An 18,316-nucleotide genomic window follows, 5' to 3' on the forward strand; every position below is an offset into this window, starting at 1 on the left:
CCGTGGGTGCCGATCGCAGTCCCGTGCGCCCTCGGTCTCCCGCTCGCAGTCCGCATCGTCACCTGGTTCTGGAAGAGGAAGTCCGTTGAGCAACGACGCACCCGCACCCGAGAAGAAGGGCGTCCTGACCGGCTTCAAGGAATTCCTGATGCGCGGCAACGTGGTCGAGCTGGCCGTTGCCGTGGTCGTCGGGGCAGCCTTCAGCAAGATCGTCGACGCCGTCGTCAACGGATTCATCAACCCACTTGTCGGTGCTGTCGGGACCAAGGATCTGGACAAGTACCGCTCCTGCCTGAAGGGCCCTTGCGAGTACAGCTCGACGGGCGAGGTGGTGGACGGCATCCCGATCCACTGGGGCCCGGTGCTCAGCGCCACGCTGACCTTCCTGATCACGGCGGCGGTCGTCTACTTCCTCATGATCCTGCCGATGAACAAGTTCAAGGAGCGCCAGCAGGCCAAGGCGGGCCCGGTGGAGGTGCCCAAGACCGAGGTCGAACTGCTGACGGAGATCCGCGATGTGCTGCTCGCACAGCGCGCGGGCGAGAACGGCTCCCCCGAGGCCGACGACGGCAGCGCAACGGCCGGCCCGCACGGCTCGGTGGGACCGCAACGCGGCAGCGGCATCAGCACGAACAAGTAGCGCGGAAGTCCGCGCCCTCGGCGCCCCGCTCCCGCCCGGAGAGCAGGAACGGCCCTTGCCCGGAGAGCGGGAACGGCTCCCGCCCGGGTGACGGCGACCGTGCCCGTACCAAGAGCCGGGGCCGGGGCCCCCGGACCGGGCAGCGCACACCTGGGGGCCGGGAGCGGGCGCGGTACGGCCTGCTGGGCCGGGGTCAGAGGTGGTGGGGCGGCTTCTCGTCGAGGAAGCGCGCGAGGTCGGCCTCGGCTCCCCCGGACGCGCCGCCCGACCCCTCGCCCCAGCCCCGGTCCGTGTCGTCGGACGACGGACGGCTCAGCGGGTCGTCGAAGATCAGCGAGGCCACCGCGTCGCGCGGGGTGTCCGGCCGGACGGGGGGCTGCGGGTCGACGCTCATGGCTCAAGCGTACGGCCGTCGCATGCGCCTGCTGGTATTGATGCTTCATGGACACTCACGACGCCCAGGAGCCGCGCCCCGCGCAGCAGCAACCGCCGACCGGCGCGCGGGACGCGCTGACCGATGTGCCCGGCCTGCGCGTGGGTCACGCACAGCGGACCGAGGACGGCTGGCTGACCGGTACGACGGTGGTGCTGACTCCGCAGGAGGGCGCCGTCGCGGGGGTGGACGCTCGGGGCGGAGCCCCGGGGACCCGGGAGACGGACGCGCTGGACCCGCGCAATCTGGTCGAGCGCATCCACGCCGTCGTCCTCAGCGGCGGCAGCGCATTCGGTCTGGACGCCGCCTCGGGCGTGATGGGCTGGCTGGAGGAGCAGGGCCGCGGCGTCCAGGTGGGCGCCGACCCCTCACAGGTGGTGCCGGTCGTTCCGGCAGCGGTCATCTTCGACCTGGGACGGGGCGGACGCTGGAACGCCCGGCCGGACGCGGCGCTGGGTCGCGAGGCGGTGGAGGCGGCGGCCGCGACGGAACCGGGCGCGCCGGTGGCGGAAGGGAGTGTTGGCGCCGGTGCAGGTGCTGTTGTCGGTGGCCTCAAGGGCGGCATAGGCACGGCGAGTACCCGGCTGGCCTCCGGAACGGTGATCGGCGCCCTGGTGGTGCTCAACGCGGCCGGGTCGGCGACGGACCCGGCGACGGGCGTGCTCTACGGCGAACTGGCCGACGGCCTGCCGCACATCCCGACCGAGGACGAGCACGCGGAGGCGGAGATGCTGCGCTCGGAGGCGAAGGAGGAAACCGCCAGGCGCGCTGCGGGGACACTCCGGCCCGCCTTGAACACCACCTTGGTGGTGCTGGGAACGGATGCGGGACTGGCCCGCCCGCAGGCCCAGCGGATGGCGGGCAGCGCCCACGACGGGCTGGCGAGGGCGGTGCGCCCGGTGCATCTGATGCACGACGGGGACACGGTGTTCGCGCTGGCCACGGGCGCCCGCGAGCTGGGGAGCGGCGAGTTCAACGAAGTACTGGCCGCGGGAGCCGACGTGGTGACCCGCGCGGTGGTCAAAGCGGTGCGGGCAGCGGACGGTGTGGACGGCCCCGGCGGGGTCTTTCCCTCCTACAACGATCTCTACGGCCCTGGGCTCCGCGGGCCGGACGGGGACGGACGGACCGTGGCGGACCGGGAGCCCGACGCCGACAGCTGACGAGGGCAGCGCGCCGGGCGCCGAGGGGAAGGTGGCCACGCCTGGAGCCGACCCGCGCACCGCGCCGAGCGCGTGTGGAGCGGACGCCTGCCGGCACCGTCCCGGCGCCGCGCCGTCCAACCGGCACGGTCCCGGCGACGCACTGTGGAACAGCACTGTCGCCGGGACCGCCCGACAGGTCCGGTTCAGACACCTGCCGGGACGCGTGCATCCCCGCTGTCCTGCGCCGGGGCGCTCTCCGCCTTCGGGGCCTGCTTACGGGCGCCCTTGAGGACGAGAGTCAGACCGGCCGTGACAACAGTTCCGGCCGCGATGGCGACGAGGTAGAGCAGCGGGGACCCGATCAGCGGCACGACGAAGATTCCGCCGTGGGGGGCTCGCAGGGTGCTCCCGAAGGCCATCGAGAGCGCACCGGTGACAGCTCCTCCGGCCATCGAGGCGGGGATCACCCGCAGCGGGTCGGCCGCGGCGAACGGAATGGCTCCCTCGCTGATGAAGGAGGCACCGAGCACCCAAGCGGCCTTGCCGTTCTCCCGCTCGGTCTTGGTGAAGAGGCTGCCCCGCACGGTGGTGGCGAGCGCCATGCCCAGCGGCGGCACCATTCCGGCGCCCATGGCGGCGGCCATGACCATCAGGCTGCCGTTGCCGGGGTCGGCGCTGGCGATGCCTCCGGTGGCGAAGGTGTAGGCGACCTTGTTGACGGGCCCGCCCAGGTCGAAGCACATCATCAGGCCGATGAGGAGCCCGAGCAGGACGGCGTTGGTGCCGGTCAGTCCGCCCAGCCAGTCGGTCATGGCCTTCTGCGCGGTGGCGATCGGCTTTCCGACGACCACGAACATCAGCGCGCCGACGATCGCGGACGAGATCAGCGGGATGACGACGACCGGCATGATGCCGCGCAGTACGGCCGGGATATCGACCTTCTGGATCGCCATCACGATGGCGCCTGCGAGCAGTCCGGCCACCAGCCCGCCGAGGAAGCCCGCCTGAATCTGGACGGCCACAGCACCGCCCACGAAACCGGGCACGAGACCGGGCCGGTCGGCCATGCCGTAGGCGATGTAGCCCGCCAGGACGGGCACGAGGAAGCCGAAGGCGAGCCCGCCGATCTGGTTGAGCAGGGCGGCCCAGCTGTGGGCCTCGGTCCACACGAAGTGGTCGGCGACGGACTTGGCGTCGGCGATCTCGTACCCGCCGATGGCGAACGACAGAGCGATCAGCAGCCCGCCCGCGGCGACGAAGGGGACCATGTAGCTGACCCCGGTCATCAGCCAGGTGCGCAGCCGGGTCCCGAACCCGTCACCTTCTGCGGCCCCCTTGTCCATGGGGACGGCGGCCGAGGCCTTGGGCGAGGACTCACCGCGCGCGGCCTTGGTCCGGGCCTCCTCGATGAGTTCGGCGGGACGGTTGATGGCGGCCTTGACCCCGACATCGACGGTGGGCTTCCCTGCGAAGCGTTCCCGTTCCCGGACCTCGACGTCGTGGGCGAAGATCACGGCGTCCGCGGCAGCGATCACCGAGGGGTCGAGCCGCTGGAAACCGGCGGAGCCCTGGGTCTCGACCGTGACGACGGTGCTGGACGCGTCCTCCTCGGCCGCTCTCTCCAGCGACTCAGCCGCCATGTAGGTGTGGGCGATACCGGTGGGGCAGGAAGTGACGGCCACGATCCGGAAGGGCTCCGAGGCCGAGGCTCCGGACTCCCGGTCACTGGACCGCTGCGGCTGCTGCGGCTGCGACTGCGACTGCGTCGACGGCTCGGTGCGCTCGGCGTGCTCCGGCCCGGAGTCCGGGTCCGCCGATGTGTCGGACGTCTCGCCCGACGTCTCGGGCTGCCCGTCGGAGGAAGGCGTGCCCGGATCGGCGTCTCCACGGATGAGTGCCGACGCCCGTTCCGCGTCCGACACGGAGCGCAGAGCGGCAGTGAACCCGGGGTCGGCCAGATGGCGGGCGAGGGAGGACAGGATCGTCAAGTGGTCGCTGTCAGCGCCGTCAGGGGCCGCGATCAGGAAGATGAGGTCCGCCGGGCCGTCGGTGGCACCGAAGACGATCGGCGATCGGGGACGGCCGAACGCCAGCGTGGGCTCGGTGACGTGAGTGCTGCGGCAGTGGGGTATGCCGATGCCTCCTTCGAGGCCCGTCGGCATTTGAGCCTCGCGGGCCTCGACATCGGCGAGGAAACCTTCGAGGTCGGTGACACGGCCCTGCGAGACCATCCGCTCGGCGAGCGAGCGGGCGGCATCGGCCTTGGTGGTGGCGGACAGATCGAGATCGACCAGCTCCGCTGTGATCAACTGGCTCATCGGACGGCTCCGTTGACATCGGGGAGAAGGGGGAGGTCCAAGGGGACGTCGGTGGTCACGGTGACCGCTTCCGGACGGATGTCGTCCGGAGTGGGCATCTGGCTGCCGGGCAGTTGGACGGCGGCTGCGCCATGCGCCACGGCCGAGACCAGTGCCTGGGCCCGGGCGCCGCCGGCGGTCAGGAAGCCCGCCAACGAGGCGTCGCCCGCACCCACATCACTGCGGACGGTGGCGACGGGAGCGGTTGCGAAGTAGGTGCCGGTGGCGTCCACCAGGAGCTGTCCTGTGGCGCCGAGGCTGGCCAGCACCGCTCCCGCGCCGGCGCCCCGCACCTCGTCGGCTGCCTTGACGGCATCCCCGACGGTGGTGAGGGGGCGGCCGACGACCTCGGCGAGTTCGTCGGCGTTGGGCTTGACCACGTCGGGCTGCGCGGGGAGGGCTGCCGCGAGGGCGGGGCCCGAGGTGTCGAGCGCGACACGGACCCCGTTCTCGCGGGCCCGGGTGACGACTGCCGCGTACCACTCGGGCGCGAGGCCCCGCGGCAGGCTGCCGCAGCACACGAGCCAGCGCGCCCGGCTCGAGGCGGCTTCGGCGGCAAGAGTGTCTAGGAGCGACTGGGACTCCGCCGCGCCGATGTGGGGACCGGCAGCGTTGATCTTGGTCAGGGTGCCGTCCGGTTCGGCCAGGGAGATGTTGACCCGGGTCGAGCCCTGCACCGGCACACCGGCCACCGCGATACCGAGATCGCTGAGGAGCTGCGAAAGGAGGGCGCCTTCCGGGCCACCGACCGGCAGGACGGCGACCGTGGGATGGCCCGCAGCGGCAACCGCGCGGGACACGTTGACCCCCTTGCCGCCCGGGTCGACACGGTCGGCACCGGCTCGCAGCACGGCCCCACGGTCGAGAGCCGGAATCTCGTATGTGCGATCGAGGCTGGGATTGGGGGTGACGGTGAGGACGGTCATAGGTGGTTCCAGAGTTGTTGCGATGCGCCGGAGCGACGGGGACGGTGCCTGGCGGGGGGGACGGGGGAGGGAGAAGAAGGAGCAGGGGACGGAGGAGCGGGGACGGAAAAGAGGGGGCTGGGGTCGGAACGAGGTGGGGCGGGGGTGTGGGCAGTGGGCGGGCCCGGAGGCGCCTCAGACGCGTTTGACCTTGGTGCCTTGGGCTTCGATGGCGCGCGCCTCGTCCTGGCTCAGTCCGGTGTCGGTGATGAGGAGGTCGACCTGTGACAGGTCACCGAAGCGGGCGAAATACTCCTGTCCCGCTTTGGTGGAATCAGCGAGCAGAACGACGTGCCGGGCCGCCGCCATGATCGTGCGCTTGACGGCCGCCTCGGCAAGATCGGGGGTGGTGAGTCCACCGGCGACGGAGAAGCCGTTGGTGGCGAGGAAGAGGACGTCGGCTTTGATCTCCCCGTAGGTCCGCAGGGCCCACGCGTCGACGGCGGCACGAGTGCGGTGTCGTACCCGCCCGCCGACGATGTGCAGTTCGATCCCGGCATGGTCGGCCAGACGGGCTGCGGTGGGAAGGGCGTGGGTCACGACCGTCAGCGAGGCGTCCATGGGAATGACCGTGGCGAGCCGGGCCGTGGTGCTGCCGGCGTCGAGCACCACGCTTCCCTCCGGGGGCAGCTCGGCGAGGGCGGCCTGCGCGATGCGCTCCTTCTCGTCGGTCGCCGCCGACTCCCGGGAAGCCAGGTCGGGCTCGAAGTCGAGACGCCCTGCGGGGATGGCACCACCGTGGACGCGGCGCACGAGTCCGGCGCGGTCCAGAGCCTTGAGGTCACGGCGCACCGTCTCGGCGGTGACATCGAACTCGGCCGCCAGCGACAGCACGTCCACACGGCCCTGCTCCTCCGCGAGACGGAGGATGGCCTGCTGGCGCTCAGGTGCGTACATGTGGGTTCAGGTCCGTTCTGTGCCCGGTCATGTGGGTTACTCGGGAGACTACGACCGGGTGACCGGAAAGTAAACACGTTCGGGCGCCTTTTCGGGCACGAACAGACACGGCGCAGGAGGAGGGAGGCGGTGAGGGGTGGGGCGGGGGGCCGGGGGCCGGGGGGAGAGAAGGAGAAGCAGACAGGAAAGAGCCCCGGCGCTCGGGGGAAGGCACCGGGGCTCGTCTGTGGGGGCGACGGGCGGGGCGGGCTCGTAAGAGCCCGCCTGCGGGCTCTTACGCGGCCTCGTCGAAGCCCGTGTCATGGGCCATCTTCTTCAGTTCCAGAAGGGCATGCTTCTCGATCTGGCGGATGCGCTCGCGGGTGAGGCCGTGCTGCTTGCCGACCTCGGTGAGCGTGCGCTCACGGCCGTCGACCATGCCGTAGCGGGCCTTGATGATGGAGGCCGTGCGGTCGTCGAGCCTGCTGATGAGGTCGTCGAGCTCCTCCCGGCGCAGCACCGTGAGCACGGACTGCTCCGGGGACGCGGCCGAGGTGTCCTCCAGCAGGTCACCGAACTGGGTCTCGCCCTCGTCGTCGACCGACATGTTCAGGCTGACAGGGTCGCGTGCCCAGTCGAGCACGTCCGTGACCCGCTCCGGGGTGGAGTTGAGCTCCGCGGCCACCTCCGCCGGCTCCGGGTCGCGGCCGTGCTCGCGGTTGAACTCGCGCTGCACTCGGCGGATGCGGCCCAGCTCCTCCACAAGGTGGACGGGAAGCCGGATGGTGCGGGACTGGTCGGCGATGGAGCGGGTGATGGCCTGGCGGATCCACCACGTCGCGTAGGTGGAGAACTTGAAGCCCTTGGTGTAGTCGAACTTTTCCACTGCGCGCACGAGTCCGGCGTTGCCCTCCTGGATCAGGTCCAGCAGGGGCAGGCCGCTGCGCGGGTAGCGGCGGGCTACGGCCACCACGAGGCGGAGGTTGGAGCGGATGAAGATGTCCTTGGCCCGCTCGCCCTCGGCAACGACGGCTTCCAGCTCCTCACGGCTCGCGGTCGCGCTGGCCGAGTCGCTCGAGATCGGCTTCTCAAGACCGTCGAGGATACGCTGGGCATAGACGCCCGCTTCTATCGCGAGCGAGAGCTCGACTTCCTTGGCGGCGTCCAGCAGCGGCGTGCGGGCGATCTCGTCGAGATACATGCCGACCAGGTCGCGGTCCGCGACTTCGCTGCCTGCGGCGCGAACACTGCTTGCCGTGTCGGAGACACCGGTCGTGTTCTCCTGACGACGGGCGACGGCACGGGTTGCCATGCGTGCTCCCTTGCGAGTGGTCTGAAAACTTTGGCCTGGTGGCTGACTCGGACACTTCACGGGTGCCCGCCTTGCGTAGATGTCAACGGCTGGAATCCGGACTAAATTCCCAACCTGCGCAACATTTTTCCGATCATGCAGTAGACTGCGCGGCTACCCATGCGGGCAGGACAATGACAGAAAGCGCTCATGCGCTGGTCGGAGCGGTGTGGAGCTGCTCCGGGCAGGCTTTCGGGGGCCACTCCGCGACTGCCGGACGGGCATCCTCTTCGACACCCTTCACCCGACTAGACGGCTGATGATCCCCGTTGGTTGCGTGGACCTTCCGGCCTCACAGCCTTCCGGCCTCTCGGCTTCCCGTACTCCCGCGCTCCCGGCCTTGGCCACACTGCCGGTGCCGACCCACGGGGAGCGGAAGCAACCTGGGCCAGGGAAGCAGGGGGTGCTGGGACCGAAGCAGGGGGCGCCGGTAAGCGGGCAGAGGCACGAAAGCGGCCCTCGCCCTCCTGCTGAGGAGGTACGAGGGCCGCCGGTCACTCTGTGGGCCCGCAAGGCCCGAGCCGGGCGCCGCGCCAGTGTCGTACGCGCACCGTGCCGCGTCATGCACCGCGCCGTGCTACGCCGCACAGTGCCGTACGCCGTACGCCGTACGCCGTACGCCGCGCGCCTGGCGTCAGCGCCGTCGTGCCGTCAGTGCAGCCGGTGCCCGTCAGTGCATGGCCGCCAGCACCGGCTCCGGCTCGCCGCCGGGGGTGTCGCCGTCCGTCTCGCCATCGAGCTTCTTCTGGGCGGCCTGGTTGCCCCCGCCGCGGGCGTTCACGAAGACCGTGACGATCGTGGCCGAGACGAGCAGGATGCCCACCGCCCACCAGATCGCCGAGGTGTAGCCGTGCACCATGGCTTCCAGCTGCAGCATCTTCTGTGCGGGCTTGCTGGTGGCCTCGCCGACGTGCGAGGTGACGTACGAGGTTGTGGCGCTGGCTGCGATGGTGTTCAGCAGCGCGGTACCGATGGCGCCGCCGACCTGCTGGGAGGTGTTGACCATCGCGGAGGCGACACCGGCGTCACTCGGCCGTACACCGTGCGTGGCCAGGGACATCGCGGGCATGAACGCCGTACCGAGCCCGAGGCCCAGCAGAACCATGGCGGGCAGGATCAGCGCCGGGTAGGAGCTGTCCACCTCGAGCTGGGTCAGCAGCAGCATGCCCAGCGCCGCAGTCAGGAAGCCCGGCGCCATCAGCAGGCGGGCCGGTACGCGGTTCATCAGCCGCGCCCCGATCTGGGTCGAGCCGGTGATCATGCCCACCACCATCGGCAGGAAGGCCACACCGGTACGCACCGGCGAGTAGTCCTTGACCACCTGGAGGTAGTACGTCAGGAACAGGAAGAGGCCGAACATCGCGATGACGGCCAGGCCGAGCGACAGGTAGACCCCGCCGCGGTTGCGGTCGGTGACCACGCGCAGCGGCAGCAGCGGTGCCCGGACCTTGGACTCGACCAGGGCGAACGCGCCCAGCAGCACAGCAGCCGCGACGAACATGCCGATGGTGCCGCCCTCGCTCCAGCCGTCCGTCTCCGCACGGGTGAACCCGTACACCAGCGAGACGAGGCCGAGCGTGGAGAGAACGACGCCGGGGATGTCGAGCGCGGACCGGTTCCGGGTCCCGGACGGCTCACGGATGACGCTGGCGGCACCGAGGGCGGCGACGACCGCGAACGGGACGTTGACATAGAACGTCCAGCGCCAGTCCAGGTACTCGGTCAGCACACCGCCGAGGATCAGACCGATCGCGCCGCCACCACCCGCGATGGCGCCGTAGATGCCGAACGCCTTGGCGCGCTCCTTGCCGTCGGTGAACATCACCGCGAGCAGGGACAGTGCGGCCGGTGCGAGCAGTGCGCCGAACGCGCCCTGCAGCGCCCGCGCCGCCAGCAGCATGGCCTCTCCGGACGCGGCGCCACCGAGGGCGGAGGCTGCCGCGAAGCCGACGAGTCCGGTCACGAAGGCGCGCTTACGGCCCCACATGTCGGCGATCCGACCGCCGAAGAGCAGCAGTCCGCCGAACGCGAGGGCGTAGGCGGTGATGACCCACTGCCGGTTGGCATCGGATATGCCCAGGTCGGTCTGAGCGGAAGGGAGCGCGATGTTCACGATCGTCGCGTCGAGGACGACCATGAGCTGCGCGATGGCGATGAAGGCCAGCGCCTTCCAGCGCCGGGGGTCGAGCCCGGCCTGCGCGGTGGCCGGAGATGGCGTTTCTGGCATGGATGTGCCTACCTCACGGTGCGGAGTACGAAAAATGGGACGTTGAAGAGACGTTGCCGGAGACGTTGTTGTGACAACACCGCTCTCAGCAGGCGTCCAGGTCTGGTGTCTGGCGTCTGGCGTCTGAGGCCTGACGTCCGGTGTCAGGCCTCAGGCGTCCGGTGCCAGGCGTCAGCTGTCAGGAACGGGTGGCAGATGGGCAGGTGGTCAGGTGGGTCGGATCCGTGCGGGCCCCCCGTGCTCGTACGGATCCGATCCAGGTGCTGGGAGGAGGGACTCGGGAGGAGAGGGAAATTGAGCGGTGCGACGACCACTCGTACTGCGACGCAGCTGCCCGCCAGCTGTCCCCGTACGGGCTGCAGTCGTGGCTCCGCCTCCGGTTCCGGCTCCGTCGTTGGAGCCGGCCCAGCTGCGCTGCACTGACTGCGCCGCACTGGCTGCGCGGCACTGGCTGCACTGTGCCGGCGCTGCAAAGATCAGTTGTCCTGTCGCAGTTCCTCCAGAGTCGCGGCGTGGCCGGGTAGTTGGGACTTGGCGGGAGCGCGCAGCCCGTCGAGGAAGAGCTGCACATGGCGTTCGACGAAACGTTCGATGCGCTGGCAGCCGACGCCCGGCAGCGGCCGGGTGAGCTGGCTGAGCGCGACCATCACGTCACCGACGTCGATGTCGGATCGCACCTCGCCCGCCTCCTGGCCCCGCCGAATCAGCTCGTGGGTGAGCTCTTCGACCCGGGTACGGGCCGCCATACACTGCGGCTCCATGGGGTCGAAGCGGCCCGAGAGGATGGGGCAGAGCGCTCCGATGCGCTCTGCCGCCGCGCCGAACACGAAGCGGCGCAGCGCCTCGAAGGAGTTGTCCTCCTCCGCGAGCGCCTGCTCCGCCCGCTCCGCGATCCGCTCGGTGACGGCATGCATCACTCCGTGCACCAGCGAGTCCCGGTCGGGGAAGTGCCGGTAGAGGGTCGCATTTCCGACCCCCGCAGTGCGAGCGATTTCATCCAGGGACGCGTCCGCCCCATGGATGACGAACGACTCGCGGGCCGCGTTGAGGATGCGTTCGCGGTTGCGAGCCGCGTCAGCACGACCCTTGGGCGCTGCGCAGTCGGCAGTGTCGGCAGTGCCACGCCTGGTGGCGGTGGTTGCGCTGCCCATCTGTGACTCCTCACTCCCAGGGCGGACTGATGCGGTGGCTGACGTGACGAGCCGTGCAGTGACCCGCACGGACGCACTGACTGCGCTGCTCACCGACTGCGGTGGCCGGCGCGTACTCCTCGATCCGGGGACCCACTCCCCGTTTCGCTGGAACGCCTACGTAAACGGGGACGCACTCCCCGGTTATTTCCCCTGACGGCTGTGACTCACCTCACGCCCAACGGTTGGGTCGCGAGTCACTGGTCGCCGGACTTCCGGGCTACTCGACCACCGGTCGTTCAGCCCTCCGGCCACCCGGCCACTCGCCACCCCGCCAACAGGGTCGCTGAGGCACTGGGCTGCTGAGCCACCGAGCACCAAGCGCCAAATGAACAGCCGACGCCCAGCCGGTACACGCCCGCCAGGGCCGGTTGTACCCGCCCCCACGAGAGAACGGAGCGGCAATGTCCACATCCACCCCCGTCAAGGTCGCGGTCATCTACTACTCGGCGACCGGCACCATCGCCACCCTCGCCAAGGAGATCGCCGACACGGCGGAGAAGGCCGGCGCCGAGGTCCGGCTGCGCCGCGTGCGGGAGCTTGCTCCGCAGTCCGCCATCGACTCGAACCCCGCCTGGGCCGCGAACGCGCGCGAGACCTCGGACATCCCCGAGGCCGCACCGGACGACATCGACTGGGCGGACGCGGCGATCCTGGGCACCCCCACCCGCTACGGAAACGTCACCTCCCAGCTGAAGCAGTACCTCGACGCCCTCGGACCGCTGTGGGCGGAGGGACGGCTCGCCGACAAGGTCTACAGCGGCTTCACCTCGTCCTCCACGGCACACGGCGGGCAGGAGAGCACGTTGCTGGCGCTGTACAACTCGGCGCACCACTTCGGCGGCATCATCGTCCCGCCCGGATACACAGATGCCTCGAAGTTCGAGGACGGCAACCCCTACGGCACCTCCCACGTCGACGCGCAGGGCCAGAAGCCGGTCGACGGCACGGCGCTGAAGGCCGCCCGCGTACAGGCCGAGCGGGTCGTACTGATGACACGAGCTCTCAAGGCCGGTCTCGCCGAGCAGTGAGCGGCGCGCGGCGCCACGGGACGTGTGGTCGCCACGGTTGACGTGACGCCGCAACGGTTGACCTGAGAGTCGCCGCGGTTGACGTGAGCGTCGCCACGGCGAAACACGCGCGTCCCCGTCGGGAACGCGCGCATCACCACGCGTGAACGGACCGGACGCCACTGGACTGGACCCATGAAGTCCCGCGCGGCGTCTGGTCCGATCCGCCGCCACGCTGGGACGATGCTGTTGCATCCAGCGGTGACCCCCACATGACCACGTGCTCCACCCACACATGTGAGGAGCGTTCCGATGCAACAGCAGCCCACCTCTCGCCGACACGTCCTCGCTGCCGCGGCCGGCACCGCGGCAGCGATCGGCGTCACGGCCCCCTCGTCACCGGCCGCCGCACACACCGCCCGCTCCGCGACCCCTGCCCTCTCCGGCCAACTGTCCGCCTCCCTGACCGGCAGACACGCCACGTCCGCGCCTCTGGCCGGCTCGACGACGGGCGCGTCGGGGCACGCCTCTTCGTCCGCCGTCCGGGCCCGGGCGGCGGCCCTGCTGCAACGGATGAGCCTCGACGAGAAGATCGGGCAACTGTTCGTCATCGAGGTCTACGGCCAGACGGCGGACACGGAGCACGACGGAAATCGCAAACTGTACGGCGTCCCGACGCCGGCAGAAGTGATCGAGAAGTACCGTCCGGGTGGCGTCATCTACTTCGACGCCCGCCGGGGGCCCGACAACGTACGCGAGCCGCGCCAGATCGCGCGCCTGTCCAACGGGCTCCAACGCGCCGCCGTACGCACTGGTGCACGCGTACCGCTGCTCGTCTCCATCGACCAGGAGGGCGGCAGCGTCGTCTACCGGATGCTGGAGCCCGCCACCCAGCTCCCGGGCAACATGGCACTGGCCGCGAGCCGCTCGGCGCGGGACGTCTACGACAGCGCCGACATCATCGGCACCGAACTGGCTGCCGTCGGTATCAACCAGAACTACGCACCCGTGGCGGACGTCAACATCAACCCCGCCAACCCGGTGATCGGAGTTCGCTCGTTCGGGTCGGACACCACGCTGTGCTCGAAGTTCGTCTCGACCGCCGTACGCGGCTATCACCGGGGTGGTGTCGCCAGCGCGGCCAAGCACTTCCCCGGGCACGGCGACACGGACATCGACAGCCACAGTGGCCTCCCGGAGATCAAACACACCCGAGCCGAACTCGACCGCATCGATCTTCCACCGTTCCGGGCAGCCATCCGGCGCGGGGTGGACACGATCATGACGGCACATATCGTCGTGCCCTCGCTGGACCCCTCCAGGGTGCCCGCCACCATGTCCCGGCCGATCGTGACCGGGCTGCTGCGGGAGGAACTGGGATTCGGCGGCGTCATCGCGACGGACGCCCTGGACATGGGCGGCGCCACCGCCGACTTCCCACCCGACGTCGCACCAGTACGCGCTTTCCAGGCAGGCTGCGACCAACTGGTGCTGGCTCCGAAGCTGGAGGTGGCCTTCACCGCCGTACGGAACGCCGTACGGTCGGGCACCATCACACAGGAGCGGCTGGACGAGTCCGTCCTCCGCATCCTCGAACACAAGCTGCGGCGCCGCCTGTTCCCCTCCCCCTACGTGAGCGAACGGCGCGCCGCACGGATCGTGGGCAGCCGACGGCACCGGTCACAGGCCCGGCAGATCACCGAGCGGACCATCACCCTGCTCCGGAACGAGAGCGGTGCTCTCCCGCTGCCCCACTCCCCCGCCACCGTCCTGCTCACCGGCTGGGGCACCGCCCCCCTCGCCGCCCTGGCACGCGCCGTCGGCGAGCGGCGCGGCCAGCGGACGACCACCCTGGAGACCGGCACCAGACCGAACACCACCAAGATCACGGAAGCGACGGAAGCGGCCCGCACCCACGACGTCACGATCGTCCTCGCCAACGCCGCCGCGGCCGGCAAGGAGGACGGCGCCGCCCAGGCCCAGCTGATCGAATCCCTGGTCGCCACGGGCCGACGGGTGATCGCGGTGGGCGTCCGCCTGCCCTACGACATCCGCCGCTTCCCCGATGTCCCCGCCTACCTGGCGACGTACAACTACGGCACTCCCTCCATGACGGCCCTCGCCCGCGTCCTCTACGGCGAAGTGACCCCCCGCGGAAAGCTCCCCGTCCCCATCCCCACCCTCGACCCCTCCGACCGCCCCCTCTACCCCTTCGGCCACGGCCTGCGCTACTGAGCCACCACCACACTGCACCGCCGACTCACAACGACGTTGCCGACGCCGATCCCGCATCCGCTAGGCTAGGCGCGCGGATCACCCTGATCCGCGCGCCTCCGTAGCTCAGGGGATAGAGCACCGCTCTCCTAAAGCGGGTGTCGCAGGTTCGAATCCTGCCGGGGGCACCAGCGAAAGGGCCCCGGACCGATCATGGTCCGGGGCCTTTGGCGTCCGGGAGCCCGCCCCCCCCCCGACCGGCAGCGGTGGTGACGCGGGTGGCAGGTCGGTTCGGGGTGCGGCTCGGCCGGTGGCCGTCCAGTGGGGGTGGTGGGGGCTGTGGCTCGGTTGCGGCTCCCGTTGCTTGTCCGGCGGGGTGTGATCGTCCTCGCCGAGAGCTTGGTGAAGCGCGGGTGGGATCTCCGCCGGGTCGTTGATCGCTGTGCGTGGGCGCCGAGCGTGGCGTCCAGGTCCCGGAGGGCGAGTGTGTGGCTGCAGCGGGCCTTGAGGGTGCTCCCGGCTGGGGGAGGCAAGTGGCGCCTCCTGACCAGCGCGATGTCACAACTGGCGTCCCAGAGTGCACTACTGACGGCCTGAAGGAACAGGGCCCCTCCGTTCACAGTGGCGGGTTGGGGAGAGGACGAGGAGGCAACAGTGGACCCGGTGTGGATCGGGGTGGGGGCGACCCTGCTGGCGGCCGTGGTGGACGGAGCGGTGCGAGTGGCTCGTCGGCGTCGTGTGGGGCGCGAGGCCGACAAGTCCCCCGAGCAGGCGGCTGAGCACTTGCGTGTGGTGGCTGCCGAGGCTTCGCTGGAAGGTGGCGGGCACCGCCTGCGCCTCGCCGTCTCCCTCCGCACGAGCGGGGGTGAGGACGGTGGACGAGGCGCTGAGTGACGAAGTCAGCCTGACGTATCTGGCGGAGCAGGACGTCGCGGTCCCGGGGCGGGAGCTGGCGGAGGAACTGCACGACAAGGAGTACGCCGGTCTCGTGCGCTTCCTCCTCCTGCAGGGAGCTACCTGGGCCGAGGCGCAGGACGCCGCTCAGGAGGCCTTCACCAGCATGTGCCGGCCGGGCACGCGCATCACCCGTGCTCGGGCGTGGCTGCGGACGGTCGCTTGGCGGTCCTGGATCAAGCAGCAGGTCCGCTGGGAGGACTCGTGCGCGGAGATGCACGAGGCCCATCTCAGCTTGAAGTGGGACACCCCTGCCCACGCCGCGGAGCTCTGCGAGGAGGCGCGGCACGTCGTGCGGTTGCTCTCCGGCCTCCCGCCCAAGCAGCGTGCCGCGATGGCCTGGCACATGGACGGATTCACCACGGAAGAAAGCGCCCGCGCCATGGGTACGTCGTCGGCTGCGGTCCGACAGAACCTGGCCCGGGCCCGAGCAGCTCTGAAGGCCGGCCTGGGCCTGGGAGAGGTCTCCCCGGCCGGGAACGCAAGGGAGGGGGAGGTCTCGTGACGGACGGCAACGAGGCGGAGCGGCCCGAGTTCAGCGGCCCCGCGACGGGGGGTGCGGAGACGTTGTTGGAGGAGATGCTCTCGTCCACGTACCAGGACTTGGGCACGGCCGTCGGCGACCGGCTCGCAGCCCGGGGAGGGCCGCCGGAACTCTGCGACCCCGACCTCGCACTCGACCGGCTTCTCGCGTCCGTCCATCGGCAGACGCGTGTCGCGATCGACAACCGGCTGTCCGCCGGGCACGCAGAACGCAAGAACAGCCTCGACGCCCTTGCGAAGCGGAAGTTCCCCTACCAGGAGTTGCGGGACCGGCCGGCGGATCTACGGCTCAAGCACCGCCAAAAGGCACTCACGCTCGTGGAACTCTTCCGTGCCCCGAACAGGACGCACACGCTGCGAAGCGCTGTGTCGTATCTGGAGGAATTGCACGGTCTGTTGGAACTCTCGGGGGAGCGGGAGTTCGCGGAAGAGCTGATGGGCAAGGTCGTCCACCGGCTCGACGCGATTCCGCGGCCGTACGTCAGCCCGGCGACGGCTCGGCCGGGTGACGGCTACGAGGACGCCGTCAGGGCCCACTTGGACGCTCCCGCACGGCGGCTCGCCCACCGGCTCCAGGGCATCCGGCGCCTCCTGCACGAAGTGGTCGCCTCCTACCTGCCCGGGGGCGGTGGTCGGACGGCGGAGTCGTTGGGCGGCGCCACCGAAACCGTCCAAGATCTCTGCAACGACGTGGAGCGGGCTCTTGAGGAGGCCGTCGCTCTTGAGGCCGCGATCGAGTCGGTGGTGAGCGCGAGCAACGACTTTTGCGGTGCCGACTTGAATTCTGCTGCCTTGGAAGGGGTCTCCCTGACAGGAATCATCTGGAATCTCGACACCGTCTGGCCTGCTGGGTGGGAAGAGCGCATCCTACGAACTTCTCTGCCGAGGAACGAGGCCGAGACGGAACTCGTCGTCGCTGCCGAGCCCAGCGCGCAGTCGATGCACGCCGACGTATGAACCGCGACCGACCCGACTCTCTTTCGTGCCTCCGCATGTCGGCCCCTTGAGTCCACTTGGGTCCACTTCGGCCCACTTCGACCCACCTGGGCCGCGCCATGGCGCGGTACAGGTTGCGGGTCAGGCGATGTGGAAGACGGACTCCAGCCCGTCGGTCCGCACGGTGATGCCCAGGCCGGGGCCGGTCGGTGCTGCGCCGCGGCCGTTCCGGGAACGGGGCTGGTGGCCGGCGACGTGTCCGTCGGTCCAGTCGTTCATGAACGAGGCGTTCTGGAAGTTCTCCGGTTCGGTGCTCGCCGCCAGGTGGCTCACCGCCGCACTGACGATGTCACCGCCCCAGGTGTCCTCGATCGAGACCATCATGTCCAGGTCCTGCATGAGGTCGCGCATGCGTGCCGCCCCGGTCAGCCCTCCCACGCGGCTGATCTTGATGTTGACGGACACGGCTCCCGCGTCGTACTTGGCGCGGAAGACGTCGGTCGTGGTCAGAACCGTCTCGTCGAGCACCAGCGGAAGGCTGGAGTGGCGCATCGCGAAGACGCAGTCCTCGGTCTCCCGGCAGGGCTGCTCGACGAAGACCGGAAGTCCGGCCATGGACGCCACGGCGAGCTGGGCCGCTCGCAGATTCCAGCCACCGTTGGCGTCGGCCACCACCAGGGTGTCGGGCGCGGCGGCGTCCACGACGGCGCGGGTGCGGGCCGCGTCCTCCAGCGGGTCGTTGCCGACCTTGAGTTGGAAGCGTGCGATACCGGCCTCTTCCCGGCGTACCACGAAGTCGGCCATCGCCTCCGGTGACGTCAGCGGGACCGCCTCGTAGAGCGGGAAGTCCTCCTGCAGCACACCGCCGAGCAGTGTGGCGATCGGCTGCCCGCAGGCCTTGCCGAGCAGGTCCCAGCATGCGACATCGATGGCGGCCTTGGCGTAGGTGCCGCCGAGGAGTACGCCGTCCAGGGTGCGGCGGACCGCGGACACGTTCGTCGGGTCCTGCCCGAGGAGCGCGGGGGCCAGTGTGTGCAGGGCCGCGCGCACCTCGGCCCAGTGGGTGGGCAGATACCGGTTGCCGAGCGGCGTGATCTCGCCCCAGCCCTCAAGGCCCTCGTCGGTACGCAGGCGGACCAGCGTACCGATCTCCGACGTCGCCGCCCGGCCGCCCGACATGACGTACTCGCCATGGGCGTACCGCAGGTTGTAGCCGAAGCAGTCGATCCCGACCACTCTCATGCCGTCACCCCGATCTTCGCGTGGTTCCTTCTCGACAGTCGCAGCGTGGTTCGTTCTCGGCGGTCGCTGCGTGGTTTGTTCTCGGCGGTCACTGGGTGATTCGTGTTCGACAGTCGTTGCGTGGTTGTTCTCGGCCTCTCGTCGTCCTCAGCACCGCTCGGTTGCCGACTTCGCGGTCGCGGGGGCAGGGGGCGGGCAGCCGGCCGATCTCGTGCCCCCCGGCCGCCCGGGTC

Annotated in this window: 15 protein-coding genes and 1 tRNA gene; 8 read left to right on the top strand and 8 right to left on the bottom strand. The window is 70.2% G+C overall.

Features of this window, described 5'->3' with window-relative positions:
- Nucleotides 1–85: 85 nt before the first annotated feature.
- A complete protein-coding gene (gene mscL / locus JW613_RS15525; protein ID WP_209211397.1) occupies nt 86–640 on the top strand; it encodes a large conductance mechanosensitive channel protein MscL in 555 nt (184 codons plus the stop codon).
- 193 nt (nt 641–833) lie between these two features.
- Here the strand turns inward: mscL and JW613_RS15530 are convergent, their stop codons facing one another.
- Entirely contained in the window at nt 834–1,034 is a 201-nt protein-coding gene (locus JW613_RS15530) for a hypothetical protein (RefSeq protein ID WP_209211398.1), read from the bottom strand.
- Nucleotides 1,035–1,081: 47 nt separating this feature from the next.
- Here JW613_RS15530 and JW613_RS15535 point away from each other — a divergent pair, with 47 nt between their 5' ends.
- Nucleotides 1,082–2,236 carry a P1 family peptidase gene (locus JW613_RS15535; protein ID WP_209211399.1) on the top strand — a complete coding sequence of 385 codons (1,155 nt, stop codon included), beginning with the start codon at nt 1,082–1,084 and terminating at the stop codon, nt 2,234–2,236.
- 185 nt (nt 2,237–2,421) lie between these two features.
- Here JW613_RS15535 and JW613_RS15540 read toward each other — a convergent pair whose 3' ends face one another.
- From JW613_RS15540 to JW613_RS15565, 6 genes are all read right to left on the bottom strand, one after another.
- Nucleotides 2,422–4,536 carry a PTS fructose transporter subunit IIABC gene (locus tag JW613_RS15540; protein ID WP_209211400.1) on the bottom strand — a complete coding sequence of 705 codons (2,115 nt, stop codon included), beginning with the start codon at nt 4,534–4,536 and terminating at the stop codon, nt 2,422–2,424.
- On the bottom strand, nt 4,533–5,501 hold the full coding sequence (pfkB, locus tag JW613_RS15545) for a 1-phosphofructokinase (RefSeq protein ID WP_209211401.1): 969 nt from the start codon (nt 5,499–5,501) through the stop codon (nt 4,533–4,535). The genes JW613_RS15540 and pfkB overlap by 4 nt, the downstream gene beginning before the upstream one ends.
- A 174-nt stretch (nt 5,502–5,675) precedes the next feature.
- Nucleotides 5,676–6,437, bottom strand: a complete 762-nt coding sequence (locus JW613_RS15550) for a DeoR/GlpR family DNA-binding transcription regulator (protein ID WP_209211402.1) — start codon at nt 6,435–6,437, stop codon at nt 5,676–5,678.
- Between the two features lie 274 nt (nt 6,438–6,711).
- On the bottom strand, nt 6,712–7,728 hold the full coding sequence (locus tag JW613_RS15555; protein ID WP_099881893.1) for a sigma-70 family RNA polymerase sigma factor: 1,017 nt from the start codon (nt 7,726–7,728) through the stop codon (nt 6,712–6,714).
- A 709-nt stretch (nt 7,729–8,437) separates the two neighbouring features.
- A complete protein-coding gene (locus tag JW613_RS15560; RefSeq protein ID WP_209211403.1) occupies nt 8,438–9,994 on the bottom strand; it encodes an MFS transporter in 1,557 nt (518 codons plus the stop codon).
- A 476-nt stretch (nt 9,995–10,470) separates the two neighbouring features.
- Nucleotides 10,471–11,145, bottom strand: a complete 675-nt coding sequence (locus JW613_RS15565) for a TetR/AcrR family transcriptional regulator (RefSeq protein ID WP_209211404.1) — start codon at nt 11,143–11,145, stop codon at nt 10,471–10,473.
- Between the two features lie 443 nt (nt 11,146–11,588).
- Between JW613_RS15565 and wrbA the strand changes: the two genes are divergently transcribed.
- The 6 genes from wrbA (at nt 11,589) to JW613_RS15595 (ending at nt 16,862) form a co-directional block, all read left to right on the top strand.
- Nucleotides 11,589–12,215, top strand: coding sequence for an NAD(P)H:quinone oxidoreductase (wrbA, locus tag JW613_RS15570; protein ID WP_209211405.1), 627 nt, complete (start codon nt 11,589–11,591; stop codon nt 12,213–12,215).
- Between the two features lie 291 nt (nt 12,216–12,506).
- Nucleotides 12,507–14,429 carry a glycoside hydrolase family 3 protein gene (locus JW613_RS15575; protein ID WP_209211406.1) on the top strand — a complete coding sequence of 641 codons (1,923 nt, stop codon included), beginning with the start codon at nt 12,507–12,509 and terminating at the stop codon, nt 14,427–14,429.
- A 94-nt stretch (nt 14,430–14,523) separates the two neighbouring features.
- Nucleotides 14,524–14,599, top strand: a tRNA-Arg gene (locus tag JW613_RS15580).
- Between the two features lie 463 nt (nt 14,600–15,062).
- On the top strand, nt 15,063–15,302 hold the full coding sequence (locus tag JW613_RS15585; protein ID WP_209211407.1) for a hypothetical protein: 240 nt from the start codon (nt 15,063–15,065) through the stop codon (nt 15,300–15,302).
- Entirely contained in the window at nt 15,283–15,867 is a 585-nt protein-coding gene (locus JW613_RS15590) for an RNA polymerase sigma factor (protein ID WP_209211408.1), read from the top strand. Before JW613_RS15585 ends, JW613_RS15590 begins: the two co-directional genes overlap by 20 nt.
- Nucleotides 15,864–16,862 (top strand): hypothetical protein, encoded by a 999-nt coding sequence (locus JW613_RS15595; protein ID WP_209211409.1) that lies wholly within the window; start codon nt 15,864–15,866, stop codon nt 16,860–16,862. The genes JW613_RS15590 and JW613_RS15595 overlap by 4 nt, the downstream gene beginning before the upstream one ends.
- A gap of 120 nt (nt 16,863–16,982) precedes the next feature.
- On the opposite strand, the gene JW613_RS15600 is transcribed toward JW613_RS15595, so the two are convergent.
- Nucleotides 16,983–18,083 (bottom strand): mandelate racemase/muconate lactonizing enzyme family protein, encoded by a 1,101-nt coding sequence (locus JW613_RS15600; protein ID WP_209211410.1) that lies wholly within the window; start codon nt 18,081–18,083, stop codon nt 16,983–16,985.
- Nucleotides 18,084–18,316: the final 233 nt, after the last annotated feature.

It is taken from the genome of Streptomyces smyrnaeus (assembly GCF_017676345.1).
GTDB lineage: Bacteria > Actinomycetota > Actinomycetes > Streptomycetales > Streptomycetaceae > Streptomyces > Streptomyces smyrnaeus.